This window comes from Pseudomonas sp. AC242, assembly GCF_979258655.1.
In genome coordinates, this window is the sequence record NZ_OZ409873.1 from 3,532,415 (window position 1) to 3,549,533 (window position 17,119).

The following is a 17,119-nucleotide window of genomic DNA, read 5'->3' on the forward strand; positions in this document are numbered from 1 at the left end:
GTTATAACCTTGCTTGGCTATAGGTAAAAAACTGCTGTTGAACCGAGTCACCTGCTCACCACGCCCCATCGGTAGCCCTGCGACGCTTGAATATTCGAAATCGCCGCAGGTTCATCGTTCCAAAAATCAAGTGCGGAAATGCGCAGTCATTCGCTGCAAGTCCTGCCCCAGTGACGCCAACTCAACCGTCGCAGCCGCACTCTCTTCACTGGCAACAGCCGACTGGTCAGCCACATCCCGTACGCTGACGATGCTGCGATTGATTTCGTCGGCCACGGCACTTTGCTGCTCGGCAGCGGCCGAGATCTGCAGGCTCATCTCCTGGATCGTACCGATGGACTGATTGATCTCGGTAATGGCCAGCTCGGCCTTCTGCGCCAACACCACCGTATCGAGGGTGCGCTCGCGGCTGGAGGCCATCAGTGTCGAGGCCGCTTGCGCGCCTTGTTGCAGGGTGATGATCAGCGCTTCGATTTCCTTGGTCGAGTCCTGCGTGCGCTGCGCCAGCGAGCGCACTTCGTCTGCGACCACGGCGAACCCACGCCCCTGCTCTCCCGCTCGCGCGGCTTCGATAGCGGCGTTCAATGCGAGCAAATTGGTCTGCTCGGCGACGGCTTTGATGACATCGATCACTTTGCCGATCTGCTCACTGTCCTGGGAAAGCACGTTCATCGCGCCGCCCAACGCTTCAATGGCCGCAGCGAGTTCACTGATCTGCAAAGTCGCCTGCTTCACCACCGTACTGCCGTGGCGCGCCTGTTGATCGGCCAAGGTCGCGGCGGCGGACGCATCGGTCGTGTTACGCGCAACTTCCTGCACCGTCGAAGCCATTTCGTGCATCGCCGTGGCGACTTGATCCACTTCGCTTTTTTGCTGACGCACGCCCGCGCTGGTCTGCTCGCTCATGGCCGAGAGTTTTTCCGCAGAAGTGGAAATCTGCGTGACGCCATTGCCGATACCTTGCACCAGCGTGTTCAGGTTCTGCGCCATGTCCTGCATTGCATTTTGCAGATCGCCCAACTCGTCTTTGCGGTTTGATTTGGCCTGTACCGTCAGGTCGCCCTTGGCGATCCGTCGAGCCAGTTCAACCGTCAGCGCCAGCGGCGCAGTGATCTGGCGCGAGATGACCACCGAAGCAATCAGCCCGATCACCAGCGCCAACACGGTCAACACGGCGATCTGAATAAAGGCTGAGTGCTGATCTTCACGCGCCAGGCGCTGCTGGGTGTCCATCAGGCCATTCATGATCTTGTCCATCGCCTTGCTTTCCTGGTCGACCTGCTCGCGCATGTTCTGCTTCTGCTCAAACAGCCCGGCCACTTCCACCAACACTTCGCGATAACGACGCATCCCGGCGTGCGCTTCTTCCAGTTGGCTCGACAGGGTCGCCGGCAAGTTGCTACGCGCCTTGGTGATATCACTCAAAAAGGTATCGATGGTTTCCATCAGCAGGTTTTTGTTCGCGTCGTTGGGCACCGCAATGTAACGACGCAACATCAGGCGAAACGTGGTCATGCCATTGCGCAAGTCGGCCACCGTGCGCAGATCCCGAATGCGTTCGCCATCGGCAGACGCCAGCGCACTCGTCGTGGTGGCCTCAAGCATGCCGGCAAAAGTTTGCGCGTACTTGTCCGACAGTGCAGTCAGCGGTTTCAGAGCATCGGTGGTCGACTTATCGGCAGCGATCAGCCGTTTGACCTTCTGGTCGTAGGCGACAATCGTGCTTTGCAAGGCCTTCAAGGCTTGCTGGTTTTCAGCGCGGGTCAACGTTTCCAGGGCCTTGCTGACAAGCCCCTGCAAGACATTCAACTGAGCGTTATAGGAATCGGCGAACGCTGCGTCAGCGGCGGCTTCGTACTGTTTCTCGGACAGCCGCATATCTTGCGTCGCGTCATTCAACGTGCCGATCAGACGCGTCGTACTCAAGCGATCAACCAGCACGCTGTTGCTGTTATAGCCAATGAAGGCCACCGCCAAAACAGCCAGCAAAAGAATGCCAAAGCCGGTGCCCAGCTTGCGGGAAACTTTGATATCACCGAGGAAATTCGATGCAACTGCCATATTCAGCCTCAAACGCCCTGACGCGAAACGCCAGGCACAAAAAATTGATCTCCGGTGACCACAGTCACCGTCCAGACATTCGGGGTTCGTCATCCAAGGCGTAATACGGGACGCTCCAGCTGTCCCGGGAATGCAAAATGCGGATGCGGTTGAAGCGTCGAAAAGAAACCCGACGCGAGCATCGGCAGACAAAACCATCACGTCGCAGACAGGGCGTCTGCACGCTGGATTTATCGTTTCAGCAAAGGTGTCTGGAGGGATGCTAGTAATTTTGCGAAAACTTGTACAACTTTATATTTTTGTACAATCGTTGAACTTTTTGCGCAGCGTGATGACGCATTGCCATCACGATTTGTGGCACATCGCTATCGGCGTAAAACGCAGCTGAAAAGGCTGATTTAAATGCCTGCCGACTCAGTCCTTTCCCGGCTTGGGAATAGCAATACGGCTACCGGACTTGACCTCACGCAACGCCAAGCTGGACTGGATCGACGCAATCCCCACCTGACGCCTGAGCACCTGCTCGATAAAGTCGCTGTAGTGATCAAGATCCTCCGCCAACACCTGCAACACATAATCGGCATCGCCCGTGATCTTGTGGCAGGCCACCACCTGCGGTAATTGCGCAATCACCGCCTCGAAAGCGTCCGGCGCGTGGTCGGCGTGGGTGGAAAAACGAATGTGCACAAACGCCATGATATCCAGCCCGAGCATTCGCCGATCCAGATTGGCCTGATAGCCCTTGATGACTCCCGCCTCCTCCATGCGCTTGCGCCGCCGCCAGCACGGCGTAAGGCTCAACGACAGCCGCTCACTGAGTTCAGCATTGGAAATACTGGCGTCTTCCTGCAACAACTCAAGAATCGCCAAGTCGGTCTCGTCGAGGCTGATGCGTTTGGATATTTTTTTCTGCATGACGCCATTCCTGAGTAAAAACGCCCGATTAATCCACCAAACCACGAACACAAAGCAAAGAAAGCGCAGCCCAGCCGGAACAGAATATTTGCACTGGCTAACAATAACGGATGCGCAGAATGTTTACAGTTTTCAGTGATTCCCACCGTTTGCACCACGGCACCGAATTGAAAGACGGCGTGCTCAAGCCGTCGTTCGAACAACCGAGTCGGGCCGACACCGTGCACAACCGCGTAAAACAGGTCGGCCTCGGGCAGATCGTCGAACCGCGCGCATTTGATCGCTCGTGCTACGTCAACGCACACAGCGAGCGCTACGTCAGTTTTCTCGAAACTGCCTGGAGCGAATGGTGCGCAACCGGTCGCACTCACGACGCCTTGCCACTGGTCTGGCCGGTGCGCGATCTGGCCGGCGAAGAGGTGCCGACGTTCATCGACGGCAAGCTCGGCTTTTATGCGATGGACGCCGGTTCGCCGATCACCGCGACAACCTGGCAAGCGGTGAAAACCAGCGCCGATATCGCCCTCACCGGACTGGCCCTGATCGATGAAGGCCACGACAGTGCCTTCGCCCTGTGCCGCCCGCCCGGCCATCACGCCGCGCGCGAATACATGGGCGGTTATTGCTACCTCAACAACGCCGCCATTGCCGCACAACAAGCCATCACCCGGGGCGCCAAACGTGTCGCGGTGCTCGACGTCGACTTCCATCACGGCAACGGCACGCAGAACATTTTTTACCAGCGCAGCGACGTCATGTTCGTCTCGTTGCACGGCGAACCGGCGGTGTCCTATCCGTACTTCTCGGGCTACAGCCACGAAGTCGGCGCGGGTGTCGGCGAGGGTTACAACCTCAACTATCCCCTGCCGAAAAACACCACCTGGGAGAGCTACCGCAACGCCCTGCTCCACGCCTGCAAAAAACTCCAGCAGTTCGCGCCTGAAGTGCTGGTGATTTCCCTCGGTGTCGACACGTTCAAGGACGACCCCATCAGCCACTTCCTGCTGGAAAGCGAGGACTTCATTGGCATCGGTGAACTGATCGCCAGCGTCGGCTGCCCGACCCTGTTCGTCATGGAGGGCGGCTACATGGTCGATGAAATCGGCATCAATGCCGTCAACGTGCTGCACGGTTTCGAGAGCCAACGCAGCTGAGCCATCCCGCGCTCTACAGCCTTTCAATGTCTGGATCGGAGAACAAGACCATGACGCTTTTTATAGATGTCGATGATGCTGCACGCCTGTTCACCCAAGTCGGTATCCGCCGCGCCATTCGCGAAATGGCCGGCTACATCGAAGCGGACTACGCACGCTGGGCGCAGTTTGATAAATCGCCGCGCACGGCCAATCACTCGGCAGACGGCGTGATCGAGTTGATGCCGACCGACGACGGCCAGCAGTACTCGTTCAAATACGTGAATGGCCACCCGAACAACGGCCAGCAGAATTTGCTGACGGTCATGGCCTTTGGTCTGCTGGCGGATGTGCAGAGTGGCTATCCGACCCTGCTCAGCGAACTGACCTTGACCACCGCCGTACGCACGGCCGCAACCTCGGCGCTGGTGGCGAAATCGCTGGCTCGTCCGGGTGCGACCTCGATGGCTCTGATCGGCAACGGTGCGCAAAGTGAATTTCAGGCGCTGGCCTTTCACGAAATGTTGGGCATCAACGAAATCCGCATCTTCGATATCGATCGCGACGCTTCACTCAAGTTGAAGCACAACCTCGCGGCGTTCCCGAACATCGACGTGATTCTGGCCAGCTCGGTGAAGGACGCGGTCAAGGGTGCGGACATCGTCACCACGGTCACCGCCGACAAAGCCTACGCAACCATTCTGACCCCCGAAATGATCGAGCCCGGCATGCACATCAACGCGGTCGGCGGTGACTGCCCGGGTAAAACCGAACTGCACGCCGACATCCTGCGCAACGCCCGGGTCATCGTCGAATTCGAACCGCAAACGCGCATTGAAGGCGACATTCAGCAACTGGAAGGCAATTCCCCGGTGATCGAGTTTTTCCGCATTGTGCTGGGCGAAGTCACCGGACGCGAAAACGATGCGCAGGTGACGGTGTTCGATTCGGTGGGTTTTGCCCTGGAAGACTTTTCCTCACTGCGCTACCTCAACGACCTGGCTCAGGCACAGCAAATCGGCCAGCGCATCCACTTGGTGCCGACACCAGCCAACATCAAAAACCTCTTCCAACTGCTGGATCCGCAACCGGCCAAAGCCTCGCGTCTGCGCACCGTCAGTTGATCGGTCATGACCGCCCCCAAGCGACAGGGGCGATTCACCTTGTGATTAGCCGCTGCACCTCTAACAAGAACGCTCGACACCTACTTTCTGCCAAAACTCAAAAACATAAAATCAAGAGGTTTTGCAATGAAATCGACCCCTTCCGGGCTGCCTGAACAGCCCGCGCTGCAGCGCACGCTCAGCAATCGTCACATCCAGTTAATGGCCATGGGCGGCGCCATCGGTACCGGCCTGTTCATGGGCTCCGGGAAGATCATCGCTCTCTCCGGGACATCGATCATCCTCATCTACATGATCATCGGCCTGTTCGTGTTTTTCGTCATGCGCGCCATGGGCGAAATGCTCCTGTCCAACCTCAACTTCAAAACCTTCGCCGACTTCGCCGGCGCCTACCTCGGCCCGCGCGCGGCGTTCTTCCTCGGCTGGTCGTACTGGCTGAGCTGGAGCGTGGCGGTGATCGGCGACGCCGTCGTGGTCGGCGGATTCTTCCAGTACTGGTTCCCCGACGTACCGGCGTGGATACCCGCCGTCGGCATGCTGGCAACCCTGTTCGCCCTCAACGTGCTGACCGTCAGGCTGTTCGGTGAAGTGGAATTCTGGTTCGCGATCATCAAGATCATCGCCGTCGTGACCCTGATCGGCGTCAGCAGCGTGCTGATCGCCAGCTCATTCGTATCGCCCAGCGGCGTCACCGCGTCCCTGAGTCACCTGGTGGACAAACAGGCGGCGTTCCCCAACGGCTTGTTCGGCTTCTTCGCTGGATTTCAAATGGCGATCTTCTCCTTCGCCGGCACCGAGCTGATCGGCACCGCCGCCGCCGAAACCCGCTCGCCAGAGAAAACCCTGCCCAAAGCGATCAACTCGATTCCGCTGCGGATCATCCTGTTCTACGTGTTGGCGCTGACCTGCATTATTGCCGTGACCTCGTGGCAACAGGTCTCCCCCGTCAAAAGCCCGTTTGTCGAACTGTTCCTCGTCGCCGGATTTCCCGCAGCGGCCGGCATCGTCAACTTCGTGGTCCTGACCTCCGCGGCCTCCTCGGCCAACAGCGGCGTGTTCTCATCGAGCCGCATGCTGTTCGGGCTGGCCAATCAGGACAACGCACCCGGCCTCTTCCGCCGACTGTCGAGCAACAGCGTGCCGCTGCTAAGCCTGGCGTTCACCACGCTGTTGATGCTGGTCGGCGTACTGGTGCTGTTCATCGTGCCGGAAGTCATGACCGCATTCACCATCGTCTCCACCGTGTCGGCGATTCTGGTGATCTTCACCTGGTCGACCATCCTCGCGTCTTACATCGCCTACCGGAAAAAACGTCCGGATTTGCATGCGAAGTCGGCTTACAAGATGCCCGGCGGTGTGCCGATGGCTTGGTTTTCGTTGGCGTTTTTGGGGGTTGTGCTGGGGTTACTGGCGTTACGGCCTGATACGCGGATTGCGTTGATGGTCATGCCGGGGTGGTTTGTTTGGTTGGGGATTGCTTACCAGTTGACGCGGTTGAGGAAGCCGAAACCTGCGGTTGAGTCGGCGGGTCAGTTTGGCTAAATGTGCGAGTGAAAGCCGTCACCTTAAAGTGACGGCTTTTGGTTATCAGTGAACGAGCATTTCACCCGCCCATGGCGGGACAGGCATTACGCCTTCACCTCTACGTTATCCAACGCCTGATTCACCGCCAACTCGCCCAACATCACCACCTGCGCAATGCCCAGCGCGGTTTTGCGGTGTGAGGGGTCCAGTGCTGCGGCGAAGTTGTTGAGCATTTCCGAGGCGGAACTCAGCGTTTCACTGGCGTTGGCCAGCAGGGATTCCGAGTCGTACTTAGGATTGGCAAGGTACATGCGCTCGGGCTCGTTGACGCTGGACATGATGTGGCCGGCGGGAAGGAGGTAGTGATCGAGGGCGCGCTCGGCTGCTTGCAGTGGTCAACTAATTCCGGACACCTCGATAGGTGGTTTTGACGCCATCGCCCGCTCGTAAACGGTCGGTGGCAGATATCCCAGTTTCGAGTGCAGCCGTTCGTTGTTGTAAAACCCAACGATGTATTCGGTGATGTCGCGGATCGCTTCAGCGTGGTTCGCGTAGTCACGTCGCCATACTCGCTCCATTTTCAAACTCAAAAAGAAGCGCTCCATCACTGCATTGTCCCAGCAATTACCTTTACGGCTCATGCTCTGCTGCATGTCGTTTCTTGCCAGTAATTCTCTGTAAGTTGCACTCGCATATTGGCTACCCCGATCTGAGTGGGCAATCAAGCCTGGCGGCGGTTGACGCTGCGCGATTGCCAGTTGCATCGCGGTGCACACCAGCTCTGCCGGCATGTTCGGAGCCATCGACCAGCCCACTATCTTGCGTGAAAACAAGTCCAACACCACGGCCAGATACAACCAGCCACTGCGGGTGCGGATATAAGTGATGTCGGCTACCCAGGCCTTGTTTGGCGCTACTGGATCAAATTTTCTGTTCAGTACATTCTCTGCAATCGGCAGGTCATGATTACTATCGGTTGTGTGTACAAACTTGCGCTTCCAGGCTGAACGCAGTCCGTTAGCCCGCATCAATCGACGGATTTTATACAGCCCGACAAGCATGCCTTTACCGCGCAAAGCGTCGCGCAAAGGGCGGCTGCCGTAGCAGCCTCCACTCTCGGCGAAAGACGCCTTGAGTTGCACAAGAACAGGACAACTCTGCCGAACAGGCGCATCAGCACGCTTCTGAGACTCATAGAAGCCTGAACGACTGATGCTCAGCAACCGACAGACATGTGCCACTGAGTAAGCCTTCTGTTGCAGCTGCCGAACCAGTCGATACCTTACTTCAGCTCGCGGGCAAAGAAGGCGGTAGCCTTTTTTAAGATGTCGTTATCCATCTTGAGCTGCCGATTTTCTTGTTCCAATTGCCGGATGCGCTGTTGCTCTGCCGTTAATGGCTTGCCGATTCCGGCCTGCCCCAGTTGCTCTGCCTCGTATTGCTGAACCCAGCGTCGAACGGCTGTCTCACCAATGTTCAGATCCTGGCAAACCTGTACAACGGTGAGTCCCTGATCCTTGATCATCTTCACGACTTGCAGCTTGAAGCTGTCGTCGAATGCCCTGCGTTTTTTAGTCATGAATAACTCCTCGATAGATGTATTTTCCACCTATCGGGGTGTCCGGGGAAATTAGACCACTGCAGCTTCGTGGAGTTTTTTCGGGTTGAGGGAATCGTAGGGGGATGCGGGATCGGTTTCTGGTGGGTTGGGCGTTACTTTGAACATAGATGGAACCTCTAGCGCGATTACTAAAAGAAGCCATCACCCACGCTACCAAACGATGGGTGGCGGCCATACGCGGGTTGGTAGACCGGTCGCACTAGAACCCGGCGCCCACGAATGGGCCCCACGCATGACCACCATGAAATTCGAGCCCTGGGAAAGCGACTGAAATTGGTGATGCGATGCATCTAGACACGAAGCGGGCTACCAAACCCGATCACTGGTTTTCAGTGATGTGGGGACGATAGAACGTGCGGGCTAGACGCACAAGCCGGCGGATTCTGTCTTAGGTGTAGGGGGTGGCGCAAGGGAGTGTAGGCTCAGGACTGCAGCAACAGGCTTAATTTAAACAGACGCGTTTTTTCTGTTTGGAAAGGCTCTACGAGCAAGGTGATCGATTCAAAACTGTGCAAAGAGCACTGCGTTCCGTTTTCAAGCGCTGCCCGTTACTCCGATGATGGATTGGACGTATTTCTCTTATAGGCCTTGATTTATAAGGCATCCAGCCACATCTTGAAATAGCCGTACCATTTCCGCACCGCCAACGTTCTAAATCTCTTACTTTTTAAACAATAGATGTCGCCTGATGTGCCTTAAGAAGGCAAAATGCTACCCATCCTGAGATATCACCAGATCCGTACAATCTATTTCTCCGGCCGAACCGATTCATCAAATACCACCTCGTTCGAGCCGATATGAATTTATATTTGTGAGCACTAAATGAATATTTTCGATTACAACGAACTTGAAATTGCCGAGCTTATCGCCATTACTCTTCGCTGCGAGGTAGCAATTGAGAGCGGTAATGCCACATACAAAATTAGAGATCGTGAATATATACTTCCTTTAAGCTCAATCGTTACAGCCATGACTTCAATTGCAAAAAAATCTGTGAGCGATGAAACAGCACTTCATTCAGAAAACGAATATGAAATTATAGTCCACGTCGAAAGCCCGCAGCCCTTTTCAATGCGCAGCGAGCCTTTAATACTAGAAGACACCGACACTCAGGTTACATATGAAATTTCCGGATCTAGCGAAGAATATCTAATCTGGCTTATTTGCTCTGCGAACAAGAGCGGATCACTACGCGATCTTATATCAGGCCCCCTTGGTCGAGATAGGTTGATCCGACTCTCAGACGACACAAGTGCGCTAGATGCCCTAAGAACAGTCTTAGGACGCCAATTAACCTTAAAAATACAGTCAACCCACAAAACAAACATCAAACGTTTTCAGTCTCTGTCAAACTCACTATTGTTCCATCTAGCCTACAACCTAGATCTAGCTGTAGTACCACAAAGATTTTTATTAGAAATATCTAGACGTGGCCGAATTACTCGCATGCGGCGCTCAGCCATAAGTGAAATGGATCCACCCCGCCGCGTATACAATGAAGATCTAGTCAATCACTATGTATTGGGAATCTCTACAGACAACCCAACTGTACAATTCCTTTCTTTCTATCATGTTTTAGAGCACTTCTTTGAATCCGTATTCAACGACGAACTAATCGAAAACATAAAAACAGCAATAACACAACCTAGCTTCTCATACAAAAGAAAAAAAGATATTGCAGGACTGGTTACCACCATCAAGAAAAACTTGCAAATTCGTAGTGAAACCATAACTTTTAGCGAGTTTCAAGCGCTATGCATCACGCTGACAAGATTCATGGAAAAGCAAGAAATCGTTGATAAGCTCAATGAATATGATGCTTCACTCGTAGAATACTACAAGAACGAACAAGTTAATTTTTCAAATGGATCCAAAGTCAACCTTAGCTCTACCGACAACGAAACAATAATAAAAAATCTAGCCGGCCGAATATACTCAACAAGAAATGCATTAGTTCATAGCAAAGATGGGGATAGAGCGAAATACACACCTTTCCGAGATGAACGATTTTTAGTTAAAGAAATTCCGCTTCTTCGCTTTATTTCTGAGTCAGTAATACTTGCAGTTTCGGAACTCTCATAAAAAGCACCCCTTCCATGACCATCTGCCGGCGCCCACTTCATACAAGAAAGTATTAACATAACAAGGCGCCCAACTTCACTACTAACGGAGTTGGGCTCCTTTTATTGAAAAAGGGGGGACGGATTTGTTTACTGCCAAGCCACATCCATCTAAATAAATCCGTCACCTTTTGCCTTTTTTAAAACGGTCACAGTTAAACGCTGCAACCGTCTCAATCAGAATTGCAATCAGTCAGAACTATCTTTTGATGGCTCAGCCGCAAGAGCTACGGAGCTATGTTTTCTATAACCTTGAATTGCCTCTGATCTTTTTCTCGCCCCAACTGTAGCCTCTACAATTTTCTCGGCCAATCCGTCAACCTTATCGGTCTTTAAGACGGGAACATCCAAAAGTCGTGCGATACTATCTAAGCTTTTTTTAGTTCTAAAATTGGAATTTAGAAATGCCAGAGCCTGATCTCTACTCTCGGTAGAAATCAGCTTTTCAGCCAAATCCCTAATATTCTCTTTTGAAACTTCGACTTCAGGAGCCCCTTTACCTCGACGACGCAAAAACTTCACTTCCACGGAATACGTTTCGTCTGCAAGCTTGAGCAAATCGTCGTCACTTAAAGATGCTATAGCCTCTGCATAACGACGTAATGCAAATGCTAAATCGTATCTCTCCTTCACCATTACTTACACCTCCTCCAAAGTACCCTCAAACTCTTCAACAAACTGCCCCAACTCCTCAACTATGTTCGCATAGGTTCCAGCAGAATGATATTGCAGCACTGCAGGAATCAAGCTTTCAGGCGCACTCGCAAACATTGTCTTGTTTTCTCTGAAAAATTTTTCATACGTAAAAATACCAGAACGTTTCGTCTGAGCAATATACTGACGCTGAGCAGATATTGGCATACCGCTTGTAATTTGAATCATTGTAAAAACAACACCAAGTATTTCCGGCGAAATATTTCCAACCTTCGAATCCATGTTTGCATATTCATTAAACTCTCGCACCAACTGATCAACACTTTGGCGAAGATAGTCTATACCTAACGTTGACAGATAGTCTGGCTTCGCCGGAATCAATATTTTCTGACTAGCCACAATCGCATTTTTTGTTACAATATTAAAATTGGGAGGGCAATCAATTAACAAAACGTCGTAATCTGATTCCCGCTCCAATCTTTCGATCGCGTCACGCAACTTCCCGTGAACCTTTATATAGTTCAGCTTAGACTGTTGAAGATTAGCGCCTCCCAGTAGGGTTGCCAGCTCCAAATCAACATTAATCAAGCCCAAGTGCGAACATATTAAATCTATCTGCCCAGTAGATCTGGCACGTTTCAAGTATGCATTTACATGCGGAGGTGAAATAATAAATTTATTTAGAGGAGGAGGCTCTTTTCCTTGAGAAATTGCGTCAAACCAAGACTTAATAGTAAGAGACTCTTTGTATTTTTCATCCCATACATCCGGCTGAACAAATGAAAACGTCAAACTTGCCTGCGCATCCGTATCAAGCAAGAGCACCTTCTTTCCTTTGAAAGCCAACTCTGCCGCTATATTCGATGTAACCGTTGTTTTTCCAACACCACCTTTATAATTAATAACCGCAACCACATCCATTCTTTGCTCCTTGCAACTCAGTTGCACACGCGATGTCACCACGACATCATCCCTGTGTAAGCTAGCAGCTTTTATACTTAAAAATCTAATTGAAATATATCTCATTGAAAATTAAAGAATAAATATTTTCTTCAAAGTATGGGTCGGTCCATCAGGTTTTCCTAAAATCATCAGCAAATCCAGTTGCAAGACTCATCTGAGTACTCGTGCTCATTCTGATAAACTCCCCACCCTGCCTCCACTAACACCAGAACCGCCAATGCCCCCTATCACCGCCACACCCGCCCCACTCTCCCGCCGCTTCTCCGTCGCTCCGATGATGGATTGGACTGACCGCCATTGCCGTTTCTTCCTACGCCTCCTATCGAAGAACGCGCTCCTCTACACCGAAATGGTCACCACCGGCGCACTCCTCAACGGCGATCACGAACGCTTTCTCCGTCACAACGAAGCCGAGCACCCTCTCGCGTTGCAGTTGGGCGGTAGCGTTCCGTTGGATCTGGCCGCCTGCGCCCGCATGGCTCAGGAACACGGTTACGACGAGGTGAACCTAAACGTCGGCTGCCCGAGCGATCGCGTGCAAAACAACATGATCGGCGCGTGCCTGATGGGTCATCCACAACTGGTGGCGGATTGTGTGAAGGCGATGCGTGATGCGGTGTCGATTCCGGTAACGGTGAAGCATCGCATCGGCATCAACGGTCGGGACAGTTACGCGGAGTTGTGTGATTTCGTCGGCACAGTCCGCGATGCCGGGTGCACCAGTTTCACCGTGCATGCGCGGATTGCGATTCTGGAGGGGTTGTCGCCGAAGGAGAATCGCGACATTCCGCCGTTGCGCTATGACGTGGCGGCGCAGCTGAAGGCGGATTTTCCGGCGTTGGAGATTGTGCTGAATGGCGGGATCAAGACGATGGAGGCTTGCCATGAGCATTTGCAGACGTTCGACGGTGTGATGTTGGGGCGTGAGGCTTATCACAATCCGTATTTGCTGGCGGAGGTGGATCAGCAGTTGTTCGGCAGTTCGGCGCCGGTGATCAGTCGGGCTGAGGCGTTGGCGCAGTTGCGTCCTTATATAGCCGAGCATTTGCTGGCCGGTGGTGCGATGCATCACATCACGCGGCATGTGTTGGGCCTGGGCACGGGGTTCCCGGGGGCGCGGAAATTCCGTCAGTTGTTGTCGGTGGATATTCACAAGGCCAAGGATCCGTTGGCGTTGCTGGATCAGGCAGCTGAGTTGCTTGAAGGTCGTTGATTGATGGTTTGAGTGTGCGGGCGACGCATGAGCGTTGCCCGCTGTTTTGTTGTACTGACAGGATGTCTTTTGTTTATGCCCGCGTTTAGTTTTTCTGCTTTCAAGCGTTTCACCCTCCTCGCTTTGTTCAGCTTCACTTCCGACGTTTATGCGCACTGCGATGGCTTTTGCATGGGCCGTACTGATACGCCGTGGGAGGTGACGCAGTTTTCCGGCTTCACCTTGGTGTCTTTAATCCTCGCACCTATTTCGACTAGCCAGGAAACGACCGACAGTCACAAGCGTGTTTACTCTGCCGAGGAGCAAGAAGACGCGCGACTCTATCTGGCCAGCGACGGCATGCTGCAGGCCGCGTATTTCACCTCGGCCTTGCAGCGCTATCGCCAGGAGTCGCCGGATTCGGCGTTAAACGATCTCGCCGTTGCGGCGTTGATCAGCGCTCAGTGATCAGGCGGCCGCTGCGGCGGTCCAGTTGACCCAGCCAAACAGCCACGTCGCCAGAATCAACAAGCCAAACGCGATCCGGTACCAAGCGAACGCGGCATAACTGTGGTTGGCAATAAATTTGAGCAAGCCACGCACGGCGATCATGGCGAAGATGAACGCGGTGACGAAGCCGAGGGCGAAGACTGGCAGGTCGTTGGGCTGGAACAGGTCGCGGTATTTGTAGCCGGAGTACACGGCGGCGCCGACCATGGTCGGCATGGCGAGGAAAAACGAGAACTCGGTGGCGGCTTTGCGCGACAGGCCGAAGAGCAGGCCGCCGATGATGGTCGAGCCGGAGCGCGAGGTGCCGGGAATCATCGCCAGGCATTGTACGAATCCGACTTTCAGTGCGTGAGACCAGCGCATGTCGTCGACGTGTTCGACGCTGATCACATGGCTGCGCTGTTCGGCCCACAACATGATGATGCCGCCGACGACCAGTGCCACGGCAACGGTGATCGGGTTGAACAGGTATTCGTGGATGGCGTCGGCGAACAACACGCCCAAGACCACGGCGGGCAGAAAGGCGATCAGCAAGTTGAGGGTGAAGCGTTGTGCATTGCGTTCGGTGGGCAGGCCTTTGACGATTTCGAAGATCTTCGGTCGAAACTCCCAGACGACAGCAAGAATGGCACCCAGTTGAATAATGATGTTGAACGCCATGGCGCGTTCGCCGCCGAATTCCAGCAAGTCGGCGACGATGATCTGGTGGCCGGTACTCGAGATCGGCAAGAACTCGGTCAGGCCCTCTACCGCACCTAATATCAACACCTGGAAAAGGGTCCAGAAATCCATTAATCCTCCGTCAGAGCGCTCGTGGCGAGCGACCGGGTAATAACACTCAGGGGTTGAGTATCTGCAGTGAGACCATTGACATACATAAACGCAAAAGTTCATCAGCCACAAAGATTACGTCTTATTAAAAGACACACTCAAGCCATGTTAGTAATCGTCGGCTGACGAACTACGCAGAAAATATTTAGGCCTTTTTGCAGAAAAAAGTTGCTCTGACAATAAAGTGTGATCAATATCACATTATCCAGAGATGGCCAGACAGTGGCAGATGGACATAGACAAAGCCATCGCAATAAGCTCAAAATAGTGGCACCATTGCATATCGCCACCATCTAAGCAGTAGTTCACCCTTTCGAGAAAATCAACTAAAAGCTTGAAAAGCTTAATTATTGTTAGAAAACTCGGGAGCCACGTCTAAAAATCGCGTGAATGTTACCAATTGTCAGTCACAGATGAGAACCGGTGCTTTAACATCCCGATGTCAGCACTTAATTCGAGTCAATGCATGATGCTCTCAGCGAACTTAGCGACTAGAAGCCCGCGCCCGACAAACGACGAACCTGGTGTTCTTACTCTGGGTCGTACCCGTGGCGTGGCTGAACATTTCAAAGCGCTAGTCGCCCAGCATATACGTACCGATATGGCGCTCGAAGCCAATGCGTACACTAGTGCATATCAGTTGAATGAACAGTCTGGTTCGTATCGAGCGATCTTCCTGATTATCGACAGCCCACAGGCCCTCGAAGACAATCTGGCGCTGGTCGAGAACCTGCGCAGCGACAACTTGAAGCCGATCATTTGCGCGGTCATCACCGGTCGCGGCGCCTTCAACAAGATCAAATATTATCTGGCTGGCGCGGATGTTTGTATCAAGCTCAATACCCTTTCCGAGGATGGCGCCGAGTTGCTGGGCGAGTTCTTCAACAGTGAAGAATGGCAACGCGATATCGATCTGACGCTTGATCCGACCCGTATCTGCCTGATGGGCACCAGCAAGAAACTCGACATCTCGTTTGCCGAAATGAAGATCCTCGAAGCCTTCGCGCAAACCAGCAATCACATTCTGAGCCATGATGAAATCGCCAGCATCATGGGCCTCAACGCCAATTTCTACGACCCTCGAGCACTGGAAAAATCAATCAGTCGCTTGCGTGGAAAAATCAAGGACATGTATGGTACAAACGCGATTCAGAGCATTCGCGGCTATGGCTATCGCCTGCTGCGGGGTCTGATATCGACTGCCTGACTCTCGGGCAGCCATCCCATTTGCATACGTACGAAGGATCGTCTAATGCAACCATATAGCTCCCGTTCTGCTTCACGCCTGTTTGAAATCAAGCAATTGAATGAGCGCGACAACACGACCCATAACAATAAAACTCCATAACATAGCAGCAGATCGAGTGGAATTTATCGAGGGCCAATCTTGGGCCCAGACCCTGCCTATCGATTACTTCCGAGGAAGTCATTGCTCGCCTGCCGATTTATCTTTTAGCCAATTTTGGTATGTATTCAGGAGAGAGACATGGAAACTAGTACAACCCTCCCAAGGAAATATTTTGTTGTCGTGACTCACAGTACAACGTCGCAACGCGAACTGGAGAGCATGCTGTCCAGCGAACGTTTCAATTCGTTTGAAGGGGTGGATTCGCCCTCTTCCGCTCCAATGGTGATGGAGTTCACATATCCAGGCATCAGTCGAAAAAATGCCCCGCGCAGTATCGAACACGATACTCAGCGAATATTGGCCACGCTCGAGTCCGAATGGCGCGCAGCGCAATCGGCTAATCCTTTCCAGAATGTCCCGGCCATTACCGGGGAAACCCGCAACATGCCACCTGCCGTTGAAGGTGATATGCCCGGCAATGAAACCTGGCATCTCGACCCTGATCAGGGTGCACTGGTCAAAGAAGGTGTCGAAATCAGCCTGACTGGCCTGGAAACAGCACTGGTCAGGAAAATGCTCACCCATGAAGAGCGTGTTGTCAGTCGTGACGAGCTGATTCTCAGCATCGGCCGAGAGCCGGAACAATATCGCGGCCTGGAGATGTGCCTGAGTCGCCTGCAAGACAAGTTCAAAAGCGCCAGTCATGGCGAACGACTGTTTCGTGCCGTCAGAAACCGCGGTTATTGCCTGATTCAGGAAATCGTCGCGTAACCTCGCAAGACCTCCACGAACAGAACAAACAGAAAAAAGTGCGATTACAAAAACAACAAGAGCACTCTGTTTGGTTTCATCTTCCTCCTTGATTTGAACACTCCCTGCCTCCACCCTCCAACAGTAACAAATACAACATCATTTATTCACCCCTTCCTCTGCGACCTTTTCTAACACTCTTATATTTAATTATTAAAAAGTTGGCACTGTGCCATCTTGTTAGAACTCGTCAGACACCATTCCAGACAATAACTTAGTCTATTGACTGACGACAGTTCGGCATATCGATGTTGTTACCTCAGGACACTCGTTAGAACAAAAACAATAAGTCTGCATAACAACTCGGTTTTCA

At 52.9% G+C, this 17,119-nt stretch carries 14 protein-coding genes and 3 pseudogenes; 8 read left to right on the top strand and 9 right to left on the bottom strand.

Annotated features, from left to right (window positions below; translation table 11 throughout):
* Positions 1-126: 126 nt before the first annotated feature.
* The 3 genes and pseudogenes from ACZZ0A_RS15810 to ACZZ0A_RS15820 form a co-directional block, all read right to left on the bottom strand.
* Positions 127-999, bottom strand: coding sequence for a methyl-accepting chemotaxis protein (locus tag ACZZ0A_RS15810; RefSeq protein WP_409212663.1), 873 nt, complete (start codon positions 997-999; stop codon positions 127-129).
* A pseudogene (locus ACZZ0A_RS15815) lies at positions 985-2,259 on the bottom strand (methyl-accepting chemotaxis protein); the annotation flags it as partial. The gene ACZZ0A_RS15810 and the pseudogene ACZZ0A_RS15815, both read right to left, overlap by 15 nt.
* A 216-nt stretch (positions 2,260-2,475) precedes the next feature.
* The gene (locus ACZZ0A_RS15820) at positions 2,476-2,976 is read right to left on the bottom strand and encodes an Lrp/AsnC family transcriptional regulator (RefSeq protein ID WP_007915532.1); all 501 of its coding nucleotides are present in this window, start codon (positions 2,974-2,976) and stop codon (positions 2,476-2,478) included.
* Between the two features lie 119 nt (positions 2,977-3,095).
* Here ACZZ0A_RS15820 and ACZZ0A_RS15825 point away from each other — a divergent pair, with 119 nt between their 5' ends.
* From ACZZ0A_RS15825 to ACZZ0A_RS15835, 3 genes are all read left to right on the top strand, one after another.
* The gene (locus ACZZ0A_RS15825) at positions 3,096-4,130 is read left to right on the top strand and encodes a histone deacetylase family protein (protein ID WP_414915712.1); all 1,035 of its coding nucleotides are present in this window, start codon (positions 3,096-3,098) and stop codon (positions 4,128-4,130) included.
* A gap of 50 nt (positions 4,131-4,180) precedes the next feature.
* Positions 4,181-5,233, top strand: a complete 1,053-nt coding sequence (locus ACZZ0A_RS15830) for an ornithine cyclodeaminase (RefSeq protein ID WP_463543439.1) — start codon at positions 4,181-4,183, stop codon at positions 5,231-5,233.
* Positions 5,234-5,359: 126 nt separating this feature from the next.
* Entirely contained in the window at positions 5,360-6,775 is a 1,416-nt protein-coding gene (locus tag ACZZ0A_RS15835; RefSeq protein WP_463543440.1) for an amino acid permease, read from the top strand.
* A gap of 86 nt (positions 6,776-6,861) precedes the next feature.
* Here ACZZ0A_RS15835 and ACZZ0A_RS15840 read toward each other — a convergent pair.
* From ACZZ0A_RS15840 to ACZZ0A_RS15850, 3 genes and pseudogenes are all read right to left on the bottom strand, one after another.
* Positions 6,862-7,146, bottom strand: a pseudogene (locus tag ACZZ0A_RS15840) (DUF6124 family protein); the annotation flags it as partial.
* Between the two features lie 6 nt (positions 7,147-7,152).
* Positions 7,153-8,336, bottom strand: a protein-coding gene (locus ACZZ0A_RS15845; RefSeq protein WP_208867554.1) for an IS3 family transposase whose coding sequence is annotated in 2 segments (ribosomal slippage) — positions 7,153-8,072 and positions 8,072-8,336 — 1,185 coding nt in all. Because the reading frame shifts where the segments join, the coding sequence is not laid out codon by codon here.
* Positions 8,337-8,396: 60 nt separating this feature from the next.
* Positions 8,397-8,483, bottom strand: a pseudogene (locus ACZZ0A_RS15850) (DUF6124 family protein); the annotation flags it as partial.
* A gap of 717 nt (positions 8,484-9,200) precedes the next feature.
* Here ACZZ0A_RS15850 and ACZZ0A_RS15855 point away from each other — a divergent pair.
* Positions 9,201-10,460 (top strand): hypothetical protein, encoded by a 1,260-nt coding sequence (locus ACZZ0A_RS15855; protein WP_463543441.1) that lies wholly within the window; start codon positions 9,201-9,203, stop codon positions 10,458-10,460.
* Between the two features lie 227 nt (positions 10,461-10,687).
* Here the strand turns inward: ACZZ0A_RS15855 and ACZZ0A_RS15860 are convergent, their stop codons facing one another.
* Together ACZZ0A_RS15860 and ACZZ0A_RS15865 are read right to left on the bottom strand one after the other, a co-directional pair.
* On the bottom strand, positions 10,688-11,134 hold the full coding sequence (locus ACZZ0A_RS15860; protein WP_160041173.1) for a hypothetical protein: 447 nt from the start codon (positions 11,132-11,134) through the stop codon (positions 10,688-10,690).
* A gap of 3 nt (positions 11,135-11,137) precedes the next feature.
* Positions 11,138-12,073, bottom strand: coding sequence for a ParA family protein (locus tag ACZZ0A_RS15865; protein WP_160041175.1), 936 nt, complete (start codon positions 12,071-12,073; stop codon positions 11,138-11,140).
* A gap of 259 nt (positions 12,074-12,332) precedes the next feature.
* Between ACZZ0A_RS15865 and dusA the strand changes: the two genes are divergently transcribed.
* Positions 12,333-13,328, top strand: a complete 996-nt coding sequence (gene dusA, locus ACZZ0A_RS15870) for a tRNA dihydrouridine(20/20a) synthase DusA (RefSeq protein ID WP_463543442.1) — start codon at positions 12,333-12,335, stop codon at positions 13,326-13,328.
* A gap of 27 nt (positions 13,329-13,355) precedes the next feature.
* Positions 13,356-13,775: a DUF2388 domain-containing protein gene (locus ACZZ0A_RS15875; protein ID WP_463543443.1), complete on the top strand. Its 420-nt coding sequence runs from the start codon at positions 13,356-13,358 to the stop codon at positions 13,773-13,775.
* Here ACZZ0A_RS15875 and ACZZ0A_RS15880 read toward each other — a convergent pair whose 3' ends face one another.
* A complete protein-coding gene (locus ACZZ0A_RS15880; protein WP_095114324.1) occupies positions 13,776-14,609 on the bottom strand; it encodes an undecaprenyl-diphosphate phosphatase in 834 nt (277 codons plus the stop codon).
* 505 nt (positions 14,610-15,114) lie between these two features.
* On the opposite strand from ACZZ0A_RS15880, the gene ACZZ0A_RS15885 reads away from it, so the two are divergent.
* Both ACZZ0A_RS15885 and ACZZ0A_RS15890 read left to right on the top strand, forming a co-directional pair.
* Positions 15,115-15,855 carry a winged helix-turn-helix domain-containing protein gene (locus ACZZ0A_RS15885; protein ID WP_007915508.1) on the top strand — a complete coding sequence of 247 codons (741 nt, stop codon included), beginning with the start codon at positions 15,115-15,117 and terminating at the stop codon, positions 15,853-15,855.
* A gap of 279 nt (positions 15,856-16,134) precedes the next feature.
* Positions 16,135-16,767 (top strand): winged helix-turn-helix domain-containing protein, encoded by a 633-nt coding sequence (locus ACZZ0A_RS15890; RefSeq protein ID WP_414915702.1) that lies wholly within the window; start codon positions 16,135-16,137, stop codon positions 16,765-16,767.
* Positions 16,768-17,119: the final 352 nt, after the last annotated feature.